This is a genomic window from Winslowiella toletana (assembly GCF_017875465.1).
Lineage (GTDB): Bacteria > Pseudomonadota > Gammaproteobacteria > Enterobacterales > Enterobacteriaceae > Erwinia > Erwinia toletana.
The window spans coordinates 5124105-5138107 of the sequence record NZ_JAGGMQ010000001.1; the positions used below are offsets into that span (position 1 = coordinate 5124105).

The following is a 14003-nucleotide window of genomic DNA, read 5'->3' on the forward strand; positions in this document are numbered from 1 at the left end:
CAAGGAGAGTTAACGTGACATCTGCTTATCAGCATCTGAGCAAAACCTTCCAGCGCCTGTCGCGCTTTGGCCATCTGTCAGCCATTGCGGGCTGGGATATGCAAACCATGATGCCCGCAGGCGGCAGCCAGGCGCGCGGTGAAGCGCTGGCGGAACTGAGCGTGCTGCAGCATGAAATTCTGACGGCAAAACAGGTCGGCAGCTGGCTGGATCAGGCGGAACAGGAATCGCTGAATGATGTTGAGTCGGCTAACCTGTCGGAAATGCGCCGTGCGTGGCAGCAGGCTGCCCTGTTGCCAGCAGCGCTGGTAGAAGCCAAATCGATTGCCGGTTCACGTTGCGAACACGCCTGGCGTCAGCAGCGTCCGGCCAATGACTGGCAGGGTTTCTCCGCCAATCTGAAAGAGGTGGTGAAACTTAGCCGGGAAGAAGCGGAAATCCGCGCGCAGGCCAACGGTTGCTCGCGCTATGACGCCCTGCTGGACGTGTTTGAACCGGGGATGACCAGTGCGAAACTGGATAAAACTTTTGGTGATTTAAAACTGTGGTTACCTGAATTGTTGCAGCGCATTGTGGCAAAACAGGCGCAGGAACCGGTTGAGCGTCCGACCGGCCCCTTTGCTATCGAAGCGCAGCGCCAGCTTGGTCTGAGCATTATGCAGCAGCTGGGCTTTGATTTTAATGCCGGCCGCCTCGACGTCAGCGCCCACCCGTTCTGCGGCGGCGTGCCGGAAGATGTGCGCATCACCACCCGCTATAAACAGGATGAGTTTCTCAGCGCCATGATGGGCGTGATTCATGAAACCGGCCATGCCCGCTACGAGCAAAATCTGCCGAAGCAGTGGCTCGGCCAGCCGGTGGCGCATGCCCGTTCCACCGCGATCCACGAATCGCAGAGTCTGTTTTTTGAGATGCAGCTGGCGCGCAGTGCTGATTTTCTGCAGCTGATTCTGCCGCAGGTGGTGGCGCAGATGGGGGCGCAACCGGCATTAAACCCCGGCAATTTTGTGCGTCTTAATCAGCGTGTAAAACCTGGTTTTATTCGCGTTGATGCTGATGAGGTCAGTTATCCGGCGCATGTGATCCTGCGTTATGAGATTGAGCGCGCGCTGATTGGCGGTGAAATTGAGGTCGACGATATTCCGGCTGTCTGGCAGGAGAAGATGCAGGCGTATCTGGGGATTGATACCCGCGGCAATTATCGTGACGGCTGTATGCAGGATATTCACTGGACCGATGGCGCCTTTGGCTACTTCCCGACTTACACGCTTGGCGCGATGTATGCCGCCCAGCTTTTCCAGGCCGTAAAACGCGCGCTGCCGCAGCTTGAGAGCCAGATTCGCAGTGGTGATTTACAGCCGATCTTTGACTGGTTACAGCAAAATATCTGGCAGCATGGCAGCCGTTTCAGCACCCAACAGCTGATTACCCATGCCACGGGCGAAGATCTGAATCCGGCATATTTCCGTCAGCACCTGGAAAACCGTTATCTGCATAACTAACTAATCCCTCTGAAAACGGACGGCGTTCACGCCGTCCGTACCCTTTTCTGCGGTTTAAATTCAATACCTTACCTTTCGTACATTCGGTTACACGCCGATACCAAACACTCACGGAAACTCTCGTCCGGTTTACATATAGTACTTTCACCGGCCCCGCAGTGGGCTAATAGATGAAAATACATTCGAGGGTTTTACAATGAAAAAATTAGTTTCTCTGGTTGTTGCCGCTGCTATGGGTCTGTCTTCAGTTGCTTTTGCTGCTGAGACCACACCAGCTCCGGCTGCTGCGCCTGCAGCAACCACCGCAGCGCCAGCTAAAGTTGCTGCACACAAAACTGTGCATCACAAAAAACACAAAAAAGCCGCTGTGCAGAAAGCACAGGCAGCAAAAAAAGTGCATAAGAAAGCCGCTAAAAAACCTGTAGCGCAGAAAGCTCAGGCAGCGAAAAAAGTGCACCACAAAAAAGCCACTAAGCCAGTTGCCCAGAAAGCGCAGGCAGCAAAAAAACTGCACAAGAAAACCGCTAAGAAACCTGTAGCGCAGAAAGCGCAGGCAGCGAAAAAAGTGCACCACAAGAAAGTCGCCAAAAAAGCTGCTGCCACTCCAGCCGCATAATCACCGCGCGCATTAGCACGCATGGCATGACCTGACTATGACAAACACCCGGACTCTCCGGGTGTTTCTTTCCCGGAGTAGCGGAAATGGTGCGTCGCTATCTGTTCGAAATCATCCTTATTGCGATGATTATCTGCGGTATCATTACCGCCAGCTTCTGGCTTTAAATGCTGTAGTCTACTGATATTCCGTATTAAACTCCCTTTTTTGCTGCTCACCGTCTATAGTTAACGCTTAACGCGTAATAACCGCTATTTACATAGTTTTCGCCCTTCCTGAGAGTGATATGCGCATAACGGCTGTGTTGTTGATGGGATTGCTGTCACTGGCATTTTATTCCCATGCTGATGATGATTCGCTGAGCGAAGATGATGCTCAGACTCTGTTTTTTGGCCATGACGATCGTCAGCCAGTGGCTGCGACGGCCAGTGTACCGTGGGAGGCGATTGGTCAGCTGGAGACCGCAAGCGGCAACCTGTGCAGCGCCACTTTAATTTCTGCGCATCTGGCGCTGACGGCGGGTCATTGTTTACTGGCGCCGCCCGGTAAGCTGGACAAGCCGGTGGCATTGCGTTTTATCGCCAGCAACGGTGACTGGCGCTATGAGATCCACGATATTGAAGCGCGGGTTGATCCGGCGTTAGGCAACAAGTTGCAGGCTGACGGCGACGGCTGGATCGTGCCCGCTGCGGCGGCGCCCTACGATTACGGCCTGATTGTGCTGCGCAATCCGCCATCGGGGATTACGCCAGTGCCACTGTTTGCTGGTTCACGTTCTGACCTGACGGCGGCGTTAAAAGCCGTCGATCGACGCGTCACGCAGGCCGGTTATCCGGAAGATCATCTCGACACCCTTTACTCACACAGTGATTGTCTGGTGACCGGCTGGGCCCAGCGTTCGGTGTTATCGCATCAGTGCGATACGCTGCCGGGCGATAGCGGTTCGCCGCTGCTGTTAAAGACCGACGATGGCTGGCAGTTAATTGCGGTGCAAAGTTCAGCACCAGCGGCGAAAGACCGCTACCGCGCCGACAACCGGGCAATTTCCGTCACTGCATTCCGCGATCAGCTGGAAAAGTTAGCGCTGTAATTTGCCAGTCCTGTATTGATTCCTTTCGCTCCAGCCGTATACTGTCGCTATACAGCCGAGGAACGGATGATGATTAAGAGCTTTAAACATAAAGGACTTGAGCGCTTCTTCAAAACTGGCTCTACTGCAGGCATTCAGCCAAAGCATTCGGTAAAAATACAGATTCAGCTTACCGCGCTTAACGCGGCCAAACGGCCTGACGATATGGGTGCACCTGGATGGCAGCTGCACCCACTTAAAGGTGTAGAACTAAAAGGCCATTGGGCGATTTCAGTTAATGGTAACTGGCGGATAACATTCCGATTCGAGGGCGAAGACGCAATACTTGTCGACTATCAGGATTATCACTAAGGAGTGAATATGACCAGAATGCATAACCCGGCACACCCGGGAATTGTTCTGCGTGAGTATCTGGGCGATGTCACCATTACCCACGCGGCGGAAGCACTGGGTATTACACGGGCGGCACTTTCCCGTATCCTTAATGGTTCAGCTGGCATTAGCGCAGATATGGCTTTACGTCTTGAAACCGCAATTGGCACCAGCGCCGAAATGTGGATGGTTATGCAGGGACAATATGATATCTGGCAGGCATCGCAGAAACCGCGTCCGGAGATTAAACCGATTATTCAGCATGCCTGAATCCGTTCAGAGGCTAACCTTTCGGTTAGCCTCTGCCTGAGCCTGACATCAGTTTACACCGCAATTTGCTCTATCGCCTGCAGAATGCGTTTATCAGAGACAGGGTATGGCGTCCCCAGCTGTTGGGCAAAATAGCTGACACGCAGCTCCTCAATCATCCAGCGAATATCCTGCACATCTTCATCATCACGACGCGTCGGCGACAGTTTATGCAACCAGCTTTGCCACGCTTTCTGCACCTGTTCCACTTTCAGCATGCGCGCACGATCGCTGTGTGGGTCCACCGGCAGCTTCTCCAGACGACGTTCAATCGCCTGCAAATAGCGTAGCGTATCCGGCAGGTGCTTCCAGCCGTTTTGTGTCACAAAGCCAGGATAGACCAGCCCACTCATCTGCGCTTTAATATCGGACAGCGCCAGCGCCAGCGCCATATCCACCCGGCCCTTTAGCCGCTTGTTGATATTAAACACCGAGGTCAGAATCTGCTCGACCAGTTTTGCAATCTCCACCACGGTTTCATTCAGCTCGGCACGCACTTTGTCATGCAGCCGGGTGAAGTCCGCCTCCAGCCAGCTCGGGCCACCAAATTCGGCAATCAGCTTATCGACGCCACAGGCAATACAGTCATCAATCAGATCGAGCACTTTGCCGTATGGATTAAAGTAGAGTCCCAGCTTAGCTTTATTCGGCAGCTTTTCATGCAGATAACGGGTCGGCGAAGGAATATTCAGCAGCAGCAAGCGTCGCTGGCCGCGCCACATCATCTTTTGCTGCTCATGCTGACTGTCAAACAGGCGGATCGCCACGCTGTCCTTTTCATCGACCAGTGCAGGCCAGGCTTTGACGCTGTAGTTGCCGCGTTTCTGCTCAAAATGGTCTGGCAGATCGCCAAAGCTCCACAGATGCAGCCCGCGCTGCTCCAGCCCGTCATCCGCTACCTGCGACAGAGTCTCCTGCACTTTACCTTTCAGCCCGGCACGCAGCGCGGCTAAATCTTTGCCTTCCTGCAGCTGGCGATTGTTCTCATCAACAATGCGGAAGGTCATTTTCAGATGATCGGGTACCTGATCCCATTGCCAGGCATCACGTTCAATGGTCACGCCGGACATGCGGCGGAACTCGCGTTCCAGCGCATCAGCCAGTGGCGTCTCCAGTGGTGTAGCGCGGCCGAGGAAGGCTTCAGCATAGTTGGGGGCCGGAACAAAGTTACGGCGTAACGGCTTTGGCAGTGATTTGATCAGTGCGATAATCAGCTCGCGACGCACGCCGGGGATCTGCCACTCAAAGCCTGCTTCTTCGACCTGATTCAGCAGCGGCAACGGAATATGCACTGTCACCCCGTCGGCGTCAGTGCCTGGTTCAAACTGATAGCTGAGACGTAACTTAAGATTGCCCTGATGCCAGAAGTTCGGGTAATCCAGTTTGCTGACATTACCGGCCCCCTCTTTAATCAGCATCTCTTTCGCGAAATTCAGCAGCTCCGGCGTCGCTTTAGCGGCGTTTTTCCACCAGCTGTCAAAATGACGTGCGGAAACCACTTCATGACCGATACGCTGGTCATAGAAGCTGAACAGCGTCTCGTCATCCACCAGAATGTCGCGGCGGCGTGATTTATGCTCCAGCTCCTCAATTTCGCTACGCAACTTAAGGTTGGCTTTAAAGAATGCATGGCGTGTCTGCCAGTCGCCTTCCACCAGCGCATGGCGGATAAACAGCTCGCGTGACAGCGCCGCATCAATCTGGCCGTAATTCACCTTGCGCGCCGCAACTATCGGCAGACCATACAGCGTCACCTTTTCCGTCGCCATCACCGCGCCCTGACCTTTCTCCCAGTGCGGTTCGCTGTAGCTGTGTTTCAACAGATGCCCGGCAATCGGCTCAATCCATTCCGGTTCGATACGCGCGGCAATGCGCCCCCACAAACGACTGGTTTCCACCAGCTCCGCCACCATGGTCCATTTCGGTGGTTTCTTAAATAACCCGGAACCGGGGAAGATCATAAAGCGTGCATTGCGTGCGCCGGTGAATTCCTGCTTATCGGCATCTTTCTGACCAATATGCGACAGTAAACCACTGAGTAACGCGACATGAACTTCGCGGAATTCAGCCGGTTCACTATTTACCGGCAGTCCCAGTTCACGCACCACCTGGCGCAGCTGAGTGTAGATGTCCTGCCACTCACGCACGCGCAGATAATTGAGAAAATCGCTTTTACACAGACGACGAAAATGGCTGGATGACAGCGCTTTCTGCTGCTCCTGCAGGTAATTCCACAGATTCACAAATGCGAGGAAATCGGAATCTTTATCAGCAAAGCGGCGATGCTTCTCGTCAGATGCCTGCTGTTTCTCTGCCGGGCGTTCGCGCGGATCCTGAATCGACAGCGCCGCGGTGATAATCATCACCTCACGCACGCAGCCATATTGCTGCGCCGCCAGCACCATGCGCGCCAGACGCGGATCAACCGGTAGCTGAGCCAGCTGACGCCCCGCGGAGGTAAGTTTATAGCGTTGCCCCTCTTCCTGAGTGATCGCGCCCAGTTCTTCCAGCAGACGCACGCCATCCTGAATATTGCGTTTATCCGGCGCTTCCACAAATGGGAAAGCCGCGATATCGCCGAGGCCCAGCGCGGTCATCTGCAGGATCACCGACGCGAGGTTGGTGCGCAGAATCTCCGGATCGGTAAATTCCGGCCGGTTATTAAAGTCCTCTTCCGCATACAAGCGGATACAGATACCTTCCGATACGCGCCCGCAACGCCCTTTGCGCTGATTTGCCGACGCCTGGGAAATCGGTTCAATCGGCAGGCGCTGCACTTTGGTACGGAAGCTGTAACGACTGATACGCGCGGTGCCGGGGTCAATTACATATTTAATGCCGGGCACCGTCAGCGAGGTTTCCGCCACGTTGGTCGCCAGCACAATGCGGCGACCGACATGCGACTGGAACACCCGGTTCTGCTCGGCATTGGAGAGGCGTGCATACAGCGGCAGCACTTCGGTATGCGGCAAATCGCGCTTTATCAGCGCGTCTGCAGTATCACGGATCTCGCGTTCACCGCTCATAAAGATCAGAATATCGCCGCGACTTTCGTGACCCAGTTCATCTACCGCATCAAAAATTGCCTGCAACTGGTCGCGTTCGCTGTCATCAATATCTTCAGAAACCGGACGATAGCGCAGCTCCACCGGATAAGTACGACCAGAGACTTCGATAATTGGCGCATGGTTAAAATGACGGGAAAAGCGCTCGGGGTCGATGGTCGCCGAAGTGATAATAACTTTCAGATCCGGGCGACGCGGCAGCAGCTCGCGCAGGTAGCCCAGCAGAAAATCGATATTCAGACTGCGTTCATGGGCTTCATCAATAATGATGGTGTCGTACTGCATCAGCAGACGATCCTGCTGGATCTCCGCCAGCAGAATACCATCAGTCATCAGTTTAACCTGGGTGGTCTCGCCCACCTGGTCATTAAAGCGCACTTTATAACCAACACAGCCGCCAAGGCTGGTTTCCAGCTCTTCCGCAATACGATTGGCTACGGTGCGCGCCGCCAGACGACGCGGCTGAGTATGGCCAATCAGCCCTTTGATCCCGCGTCCCAGCTCCATACAGATTTTCGGCAACTGGGTGGTTTTACCCGAGCCGGTTTCACCAGCGACAATCACCACCTGGTGGTCGCGAATGGCCGCAGCAATATCCTGTTTTTTCTGGCTAACAGGCAAATTTTGCGGAAAGGTGATTTTCGGCGTCGCCGCCTGGCGCTGAGTGATACGCAGCTCAGCATCTGCAATCTCTTTGCTCAGCTGCTCGGCAATGCCCTGCTGCGCGGCGGGATTTTTCGTCTTAGCGGCGCCCTGTAAACGACGTTGTAAGCGTTGGCGGTCGCGCAGCATCAGGGCATCCAGACGCGGATAGAGCGCCGCCAGCGGCGAAGTATGTGTATTTTCAGACATGTTGGTTCAGTACCCGTTTAACGCAGCAGCGGTGAGTTATCAGAGTAAGTGCTGCCGCTTCGCGCCAGCGTCGCTGGCCGTAAAAATTTTTCATTACTGGCGCGCAGTTTAGCACAGCGCAATAAGTGTGAGGGCGATCTCTTGGTATGCTTGTTCAATATTTTCGAACATAGCTCTCGAAATATTGCGCTATCACTTACAGATAAATGGCCCTAAAGTGTAAATCATTGAGCGGACAGACTTCCGCGTTAACAGACAGGAAAAGATCATGAGCAAAGTATTAGTTCTTAAGTCCAGTATTCTCGCCGGTTATTCACAATCAAGCCAGCTGGCTGACTTTTATGTAGAGCAGGTTAAAGCTGCCAGCGCCGGTAACGAAGTTACCGTACGTGATCTGGCTGCTAACCCGATTCCGGTGCTGGATGGTGAGCTGGTAGGCGCACTGCGTCCTTCTGATGCGCCACTGACGCCACGCCAGCAGGAAGCGCTGGCGCTGTCTGACGAGCTGATTGCTGAACTGCAGGCTCATGACACCGTGGTTATCGCCGCGCCAATGTACAACTTCAATATCCCAACGCAGTTGAAAAACTACTTCGACCTGATTGCCCGTGCGGGTGTGACTTTCCGTTATACCGAAGCAGGCCCGGAAGGTCTGGTGAAAGGTAAACGTGCGGTGATTCTGTCCAGCCGTGGCGGTATTCACAAAGATACCCCAACCGACCTGCTGACTCCGTATGTGAAGCTGTTCCTCGGCTTTATCGGCATCAGCGATGTGAACTTTGTGTTTGCTGAAGGTATTGCTTACGGTCCGGAAGTAGCGTCCAAAGCGACGACCGATGCGCAGGATGCTATCAAACAGATCGTTGCCGCATAATCGCTTTCAGGGCGGCGGTCACGTCGCCCTGTTATCAGTTTTTCTTCAGCCACTGCCCGTTAATACCGCGTACATACTCTCCGGCAGCCGCACGCTGCACCAGCTTTTCACCGGCGATCCGCGCCACTTCCGCTGTCGACAGATTGTTACGGCTGGCCAGTTGTTGATAATGTTCGGCACGCCCCTGATTAATGCGCGCCACCAGCGCCTGGGTATCACTGTCCTGCTTAACCGGCGCAATATAGCCACTCAGGGTTTCACCTACCCGCCCTTGTTGCCGTGCCTCATCCAGCGATAACGCCCACACTGGCGACGATAACAGCAGCAGCGCCAGCCAGAATAATTTCTTCATTTCCAGCTCCCGTCAGAACAGATCGCTTTGATTTTTGAGCAAAGTTTCCACATCCTTATCCACCTTGATATGAATTTCATGCTCGATCTTCACATTCATATTAATGGTAATGGGCTCTTTCGGCGCGGCCAGTTCGATACGCGGTACACATCCCGCCAGCAGCCCCCACACCGGTAATAGCACCAGCGCTTTAGTTGTCAGTGTCATGACTGTTTTTTTCCTTCTGCGACGGCAAGGTGGCATTTTGTTCCACCCAGGATTGCAAGTTATCGCCAAAGCGCAAACTGCGCCAGAGCTGAAAAAGATTTTCGCGATGCGTGTAGTTTAGCGCCACACGCTGATGCTTATCCCTGAAGCGGCTGTTGCCATCCACCTGCGCTTTCATGGTCAGTTCGCCGAGATTATCGAGATTAATCGTCGCCCATGAGCGTGAAATTTCCATATAACGCAGCCAGTCAAGCGCGGCACCGGCAGCCATATTATTGCTGGAAATCGCATCGGCCATCTGTTGATCAAGCCGCAGCGTCAGGCTGCCGCTATTGGCAACCCAGCCCTCTTTAATCAGCCACTGCGGGTGATTCAGCCATAGTGGTAAAGCGCCGTTAATTCGCCCGGACATGGCAATCTGCTTCGGTTTAATGGCGGTGACCAGTTCACTGAGGCTGATTTCGCGCAACCTCACCGTCGCCGCCTGGTGCTGTGGCAGCGCCAGCTCTTCCAGCGTCAGCTTGCCACCCAGCAGGTCAACACTGACATTGCTGAGTCGTAGCGGCTGTTTTTCACTGTACGGATAGCTGCCCTGCAGATCGGCGCGGATATTGCCCAGTGCAAACTGATTTTTGACTTCTTTGATCCGCAATGAAACCGGACCACGCGCGCCAAAATACCACTGATGGGCTTTCAGCCGGAACGGTAGCGAAAAATCGACGCCGTTAATTTCGTTATCCGGCATCCAGACGCTGCCGTTATTCACCGACCAGTGGCCACCCGCTTGCAACCCCTGATCGGCAGCGGCGGAAAAGGCCACCTGCGCGCGCAGAGTACCAGACTGGATTTTCATCTTCAGATCGTTACTTAACAGCGGCTGAAATACCGTCAGCGACTGTTGCGGCCACCATGCCTGCCCGCGCAGACGTGCGCCATCCCAGCGGCCATTTACCCGCAGCGGGCCGATGGCTTCGGCCTGCAACGCGCCATTAAACAGGAAATCTGCCGGGTCACGCCCTTTTACCTGGAAATTCAGCGTCGATGAAGGTAAATAACCGCCGGAGGCCAGCGTGGTTTCACGCGCGGTCATCTGGAATTCGCCGTTAAAAGCGGGATGTTCCGCTGAACGCTGCCAGCGCAGCGGCGCGTTGAGCGTTAAGCGCGGCGATTTTACATTTACCATGCCGTAACTCAGACGGTCAAAACCGGTCGACAAGGTATTCAGTTCAATGGTGCTGTCCAGCCAGCTGCCGGTGCCTGCCACATCCCACTTCGCCGTTAGCGGCGCCATATAACCCTTGCCCCAGTAGCGCCAGTTCCAGCGCCCTTTGTCCGGCCAGAAATTCGTCGCGCGGCCATCAAGGTGCAGGGTAAAGCGCCCCATACTCGGATCGTGGGCATTGAGAATCGCCTGTAAGCGTCCATCTATTCCGGCGGAAGAGACTTTTACGCCAGCCAGCGGCCAGCGCGCTTCATCCACTTCCAGCGTCGACAACAGACGGCCACGCATCCGCAACAGCGCTCCCGGCTGCAGAGTAACGCGCGGATCCAGCAACGAACCCTGAATCAAGCCCGGTATGGTGGTGTAGAACTGCAACGCCTGAAGTTTACTGGCGCCGGTAAGCCGGAAAGGCAGCTGGCTGTTAAGCATATCCAGATGACCAGGGCCGACGCTCAGCACCACATTGCCTTTACCGCCACGCCCGGAGGTCAGCACATTAATACGCGCGCGGATTTCGGTAGCGGCCAGCCCCTGCTGCCACTGACTCAGCGTCAGCGCGATGCCGCCAGAGACCGGCTGCAGCGCATAAGGCCAGCGCCATTCACCCTGCTGAACCTCAATCTGCTGCGGCGTGATGCTCCAGGGCAGGCTGAGTAATGGCGTGACGTCACCCGGCTGCCTGACCAGCAACTTGCCATGCTGCTGTTGCCAGTTAAGTTGCAGCTGTAGCGGCTGCGGCAGGCCCTGTAATGCCAGATCGCCATGCAACTCGCCGGCCTGCGGTACGCCGTCGGGAATCACCGGCAGGGTTAACTGCCCTGCCAGCGTCACCGGCTGCGCCAGCGCCGGATGATTAATACTGAGTTGCTGAATATCCAGCTGTTGCCCGTGAAGCTGCGCGCTGAAGCGCAGACTGTCGCCCTGATAGTGCAGTTGTTGCTGCTTTTGATCCAGCGACAGCTGCAACTTACCGGCATACTGCTGATAAGGGGTTATCACCAGCTGATTAATGGTCACATCGGCGTGCGGCAGCATTTGCTGCCATGCGGCCAGCGAACGCGGCGCAGCGCTGCTTTCCCCCGCGGGCAGTTTGCTCAGACAGGGAGGATTCACGACGAGGTTATCAGCGCCAAGCTGCCAGCGCTGGTTATGTCGGCTGAGGGTAACGTTGCTGACTGACGCCAGTTCACAATCGCCCGTGTGGTAGCGTACGCCAGGCAGCAACAGCCCGCCGTTATGCCAGCGTGGATTGCCCTCCAGTGCGATAGCGGTATCTGCCGGCAGCCAGATGCCCGCCAGACGAGGCAACCACTGAGTAACGGTGAGCATCAGCCCGAGAAATAGCAGGATTAACGCCAGTAGCGCAGCACAGAAAATGTAAAAGCCCCGACTCATGGCACTGAATATCCGTTGTGTCCGTATTGCATATAGAATAAATGATGGCACGTAACCGCGGTGCGGTGAAGTTTTTATCTATAAATCAACATATACCCGGCAGTTTATCCACCCGTATCGCCCTGTGGTTTACTTCGTATTAAGAATAATGACTAATATGACTTATCTGCGGAACTCAGAATCAGCCCAAAAGCTTAATAACAGGAGTGTAACGATGAAACTTGCGGTGTACAGCACAAAGCAATATGACCGGAAATACCTGGAAAACGTCAACGAAAATTTCGGCTATGAACTGGAGTTTTATGACTTCCTGTTAAATGAACGGACGGCGAAAACCGCTATTGGCTGCGAAGGTGTGTGTATCTTCGTTAATGATGACGCCAGCCGGGTGGTGCTGGAAGAGCTGGCGGAACTGGGAGTGAAATTTATTGCCCTGCGTTGTGCCGGGTTTAACAACGTTGACCTTGAGGCGGCAAAAGAGCTGGGGATCCGTGTGGTTCGCGTGCCGGCCTACTCACCTGAAGCGGTAGCCGAACATACCATTGGCATGATGATGACTTTAAACCGTCGTATCCATCGTGCTTATCAACGTACGCGTGATGCTAATTTCTCGCTGGAAGGTTTAATTGGTTTCAATATGCATGGCCGCACTGCGGGGGTGATTGGCACCGGAAAGATTGGTATTGCCGCCATGCGCATTCTGAAAGGCTTTGGCATGCGCCTGCTGGCGTTTGACCCTTATCCAGGCCCGCAGGCGCTGGAGCTGGGCGCAGAATATGTTGATATCAAAACCCTGTTCCGGGAGTCGGATGTGATCAGCCTGCACTGCCCGCTGACGCCGGAGAATCACCATCTGCTGAATGCCAGCGCCTTTGCGCAGATGAAAGATGGCGTGATGATTATTAACACCAGCCGTGGCGGTCTGATTGATTCGCAGGCAGCGATTGACGCGCTAAAACAGCAGAAAATTGGTTCGCTGGGAATGGATGTCTATGAGAATGAGCGCGATCTGTTCTTTGAAGATAAATCCAATGATGTAATACAGGATGATGTCTTCCGCCGTCTTTCCGCCTGCCACAATGTACTGTTTACCGGCCATCAGGCGTTTTTAACCGCTGAAGCGCTGACCAGTATCTCGCAAACTACGCTGGAGAATTTGCGTCAGCTGGAGAAAGGCGAAGCCTGTGCGAATGAACTGACAACATAATCCTGCCGCGGGGTCACCGCCGGTGACCCTGTTTCAGTTACCTCAGAAACGGGCGCAGCTGCCGCTCATCAATGCATTTTCACCACAACGGCGGCCATTGGCCAGCTGACACATTCCCACTGACGAACCATCAAGCTGACGCGATAACGCCAGCGTGCCCCCGGCATTGGCGCAATTTGAGGCGGCCAGCTCAGACATTGTCACTCTGGCAGGAACGTGAGCGGCGGTTGCCTGTTGCGGCGGTTCATTGTCGCTATTGCTGCTGCATGCTGATAACAGCAGCGCAGCGCCGACAAGCAGAAATGTCACTGCTTTCATAAGTCAGGCTCCGGAACGGTGTCAGGGGAAAAGCTTTGCCAGCATAAGCTACGTTTAACTATAGGTCGATACTTGTTACGATTTCTTACTTAAAAAAAATTCAGAATTACAATAGCCGGGGTTCTGAAAGAGAATATTACTGACAGCTCCGCACGCCGCACGGGTTTTCTGCTCTTTTTACGCAACAACCTGAAGTTGCCCGCCAGCTGTGGCATGATGTCAGTAGTGCTGGCACGGATGGCCGGTTAAGAGGAAAGAACAGAGTCACTACAGAGTGGGCGACATGCATGTCGCTGCGATAACAAAGAAAACAGGAGAGAATCAATGAGTAGTAAAAGCCTGATGATCGTCGCTAAATTTGTCGCCCAGCCGGGTAAAGCCGACGAACTTAAAAAAGTGCTTAACGCTTGTGTTGCCCCAAGCCGCGCGGAAGCGGGATGCATTCACTACGATCTCTACCGCAGTGTTGAAGATGGCAATGTATTCCTGTTTCATGAAACCTGGCAGGATGAAGCAGCAATTGCATTGCACAATGAGCAGCCTCATTTTAAAAAGCTGCTTGCCGGTAGCGAAGGCTTAATCAAACAGGCGCCAGAAGTGATTACCCACTAAAGGCAGTTAC

Annotated in this window: 14 protein-coding genes; 9 read left to right on the top strand and 5 right to left on the bottom strand. The window is 54.3% G+C overall.

Annotated features, from left to right (window positions below; all coding sequences use genetic code 11):
- Positions 1-14 precede the first annotated feature (14 nt).
- The 6 genes from J2125_RS24000 (at position 15) to J2125_RS24020 (ending at position 3850) form a co-directional block, all read left to right on the top strand.
- Complete coding sequence (locus tag J2125_RS24000) at positions 15-1502, top strand: carboxypeptidase M32 (protein WP_017799994.1); 1488 nt, start codon at positions 15-17, stop codon at positions 1500-1502.
- 196 nt (positions 1503-1698) lie between these two features.
- Entirely contained in the window at positions 1699-2118 is a 420-nt protein-coding gene (gene asr, locus J2125_RS24005; protein ID WP_017799993.1) for an acid resistance repetitive basic protein Asr, read from the top strand.
- Positions 2119-2204: 86 nt separating this feature from the next.
- Complete coding sequence (gene ydgU, locus J2125_RS25355) at positions 2205-2285, top strand: small membrane protein YdgU (RefSeq protein ID WP_017799992.1); 81 nt, start codon at positions 2205-2207, stop codon at positions 2283-2285.
- Between the two features lie 119 nt (positions 2286-2404).
- On the top strand, positions 2405-3208 hold the full coding sequence (locus J2125_RS24010; RefSeq protein WP_026111550.1) for a trypsin-like serine peptidase: 804 nt from the start codon (positions 2405-2407) through the stop codon (positions 3206-3208).
- A gap of 69 nt (positions 3209-3277) precedes the next feature.
- Positions 3278-3559, top strand: coding sequence for a type II toxin-antitoxin system RelE/ParE family toxin (locus J2125_RS24015; RefSeq protein ID WP_017799990.1), 282 nt, complete (start codon positions 3278-3280; stop codon positions 3557-3559).
- 9 nt (positions 3560-3568) lie between these two features.
- A complete protein-coding gene (locus tag J2125_RS24020; protein ID WP_017799989.1) occupies positions 3569-3850 on the top strand; it encodes a HigA family addiction module antitoxin in 282 nt (93 codons plus the stop codon).
- Positions 3851-3903: 53 nt separating this feature from the next.
- Here the strand turns inward: J2125_RS24020 and hrpA are convergent, their stop codons facing one another.
- On the bottom strand, positions 3904-7806 hold the full coding sequence (gene hrpA / locus J2125_RS24025) for an ATP-dependent RNA helicase HrpA (RefSeq protein WP_017799988.1): 3903 nt from the start codon (positions 7804-7806) through the stop codon (positions 3904-3906).
- Positions 7807-8074: 268 nt separating this feature from the next.
- On the opposite strand from hrpA, the gene azoR reads away from it, so the two are divergent.
- Positions 8075-8680: an FMN-dependent NADH-azoreductase gene (gene azoR, locus J2125_RS24030; protein ID WP_017799986.1), complete on the top strand. Its 606-nt coding sequence runs from the start codon at positions 8075-8077 to the stop codon at positions 8678-8680.
- A 34-nt stretch (positions 8681-8714) separates the two neighbouring features.
- Here azoR and J2125_RS24035 read toward each other — a convergent pair whose 3' ends face one another.
- From J2125_RS24035 to J2125_RS24045, 3 genes are read right to left on the bottom strand one after another with little or no spacing between them, the layout of a single operon-like run.
- The gene (locus J2125_RS24035) at positions 8715-9032 is read right to left on the bottom strand and encodes a YdbL family probable chaperone protein (RefSeq protein ID WP_017799985.1); all 318 of its coding nucleotides are present in this window, start codon (positions 9030-9032) and stop codon (positions 8715-8717) included.
- 12 nt (positions 9033-9044) lie between these two features.
- On the bottom strand, positions 9045-9239 hold the full coding sequence (locus J2125_RS24040; protein ID WP_017799984.1) for a YnbE family lipoprotein: 195 nt from the start codon (positions 9237-9239) through the stop codon (positions 9045-9047).
- The gene (locus J2125_RS24045) at positions 9223-11856 is read right to left on the bottom strand and encodes a YdbH family protein (protein WP_017799983.1); all 2634 of its coding nucleotides are present in this window, start codon (positions 11854-11856) and stop codon (positions 9223-9225) included. Before J2125_RS24045 ends, J2125_RS24040 begins: the two co-directional genes overlap by 17 nt.
- A 214-nt stretch (positions 11857-12070) precedes the next feature.
- Between J2125_RS24045 and J2125_RS24050 the strand changes: the two genes are divergently transcribed.
- Complete coding sequence (locus J2125_RS24050) at positions 12071-13063, top strand: 2-hydroxyacid dehydrogenase (protein WP_017799982.1); 993 nt, start codon at positions 12071-12073, stop codon at positions 13061-13063.
- Positions 13064-13105: 42 nt separating this feature from the next.
- On the opposite strand, the gene J2125_RS24055 is transcribed toward J2125_RS24050, so the two are convergent.
- Positions 13106-13381: a putative hemolysin gene (locus J2125_RS24055; protein ID WP_017799981.1), complete on the bottom strand. Its 276-nt coding sequence runs from the start codon at positions 13379-13381 to the stop codon at positions 13106-13108.
- Positions 13382-13705: 324 nt separating this feature from the next.
- Between J2125_RS24055 and J2125_RS24060 the strand changes: the two genes are divergently transcribed.
- On the top strand, positions 13706-13993 hold the full coding sequence (locus J2125_RS24060; protein WP_017799980.1) for a putative quinol monooxygenase: 288 nt from the start codon (positions 13706-13708) through the stop codon (positions 13991-13993).
- Positions 13994-14003: the final 10 nt, after the last annotated feature.

Coding starts and splice junctions, on each gene's coding strand:
- asr (WP_017799993.1), top strand. CDS start 1,699: ATGAAAAAATTAGTTTCTCTGGTTGTTGCCGCTGCTATGGGTCTGTCT.
- ydgU (WP_017799992.1), top strand. CDS start 2,205: ATGGTGCGTCGCTATCTGTTCGAAATCATCCTTATTGCGATGATTATC.
- J2125_RS24010 (WP_026111550.1), top strand. CDS start 2,405: ATGCGCATAACGGCTGTGTTGTTGATGGGATTGCTGTCACTGGCATTT.
- J2125_RS24015 (WP_017799990.1), top strand. CDS start 3,278: ATGATTAAGAGCTTTAAACATAAAGGACTTGAGCGCTTCTTCAAAACT.
- J2125_RS24020 (WP_017799989.1), top strand. CDS start 3,569: ATGACCAGAATGCATAACCCGGCACACCCGGGAATTGTTCTGCGTGAG.
- hrpA (WP_017799988.1), bottom strand. CDS start 7,806: ATGTCTGAAAATACACATACTTCGCCGCTGGCGGCGCTCTATCCGCGT.
- azoR (WP_017799986.1), top strand. CDS start 8,075: ATGAGCAAAGTATTAGTTCTTAAGTCCAGTATTCTCGCCGGTTATTCA.
- J2125_RS24035 (WP_017799985.1), bottom strand. CDS start 9,032: ATGAAGAAATTATTCTGGCTGGCGCTGCTGCTGTTATCGTCGCCAGTG.
- J2125_RS24040 (WP_017799984.1), bottom strand. CDS start 9,239: ATGACACTGACAACTAAAGCGCTGGTGCTATTACCGGTGTGGGGGCTG.
- J2125_RS24045 (WP_017799983.1), bottom strand. CDS start 11,856: ATGAGTCGGGGCTTTTACATTTTCTGTGCTGCGCTACTGGCGTTAATC.
- J2125_RS24050 (WP_017799982.1), top strand. CDS start 12,071: ATGAAACTTGCGGTGTACAGCACAAAGCAATATGACCGGAAATACCTG.
- J2125_RS24055 (WP_017799981.1), bottom strand. CDS start 13,381: ATGAAAGCAGTGACATTTCTGCTTGTCGGCGCTGCGCTGCTGTTATCA.
- J2125_RS24060 (WP_017799980.1), top strand. CDS start 13,706: ATGAGTAGTAAAAGCCTGATGATCGTCGCTAAATTTGTCGCCCAGCCG.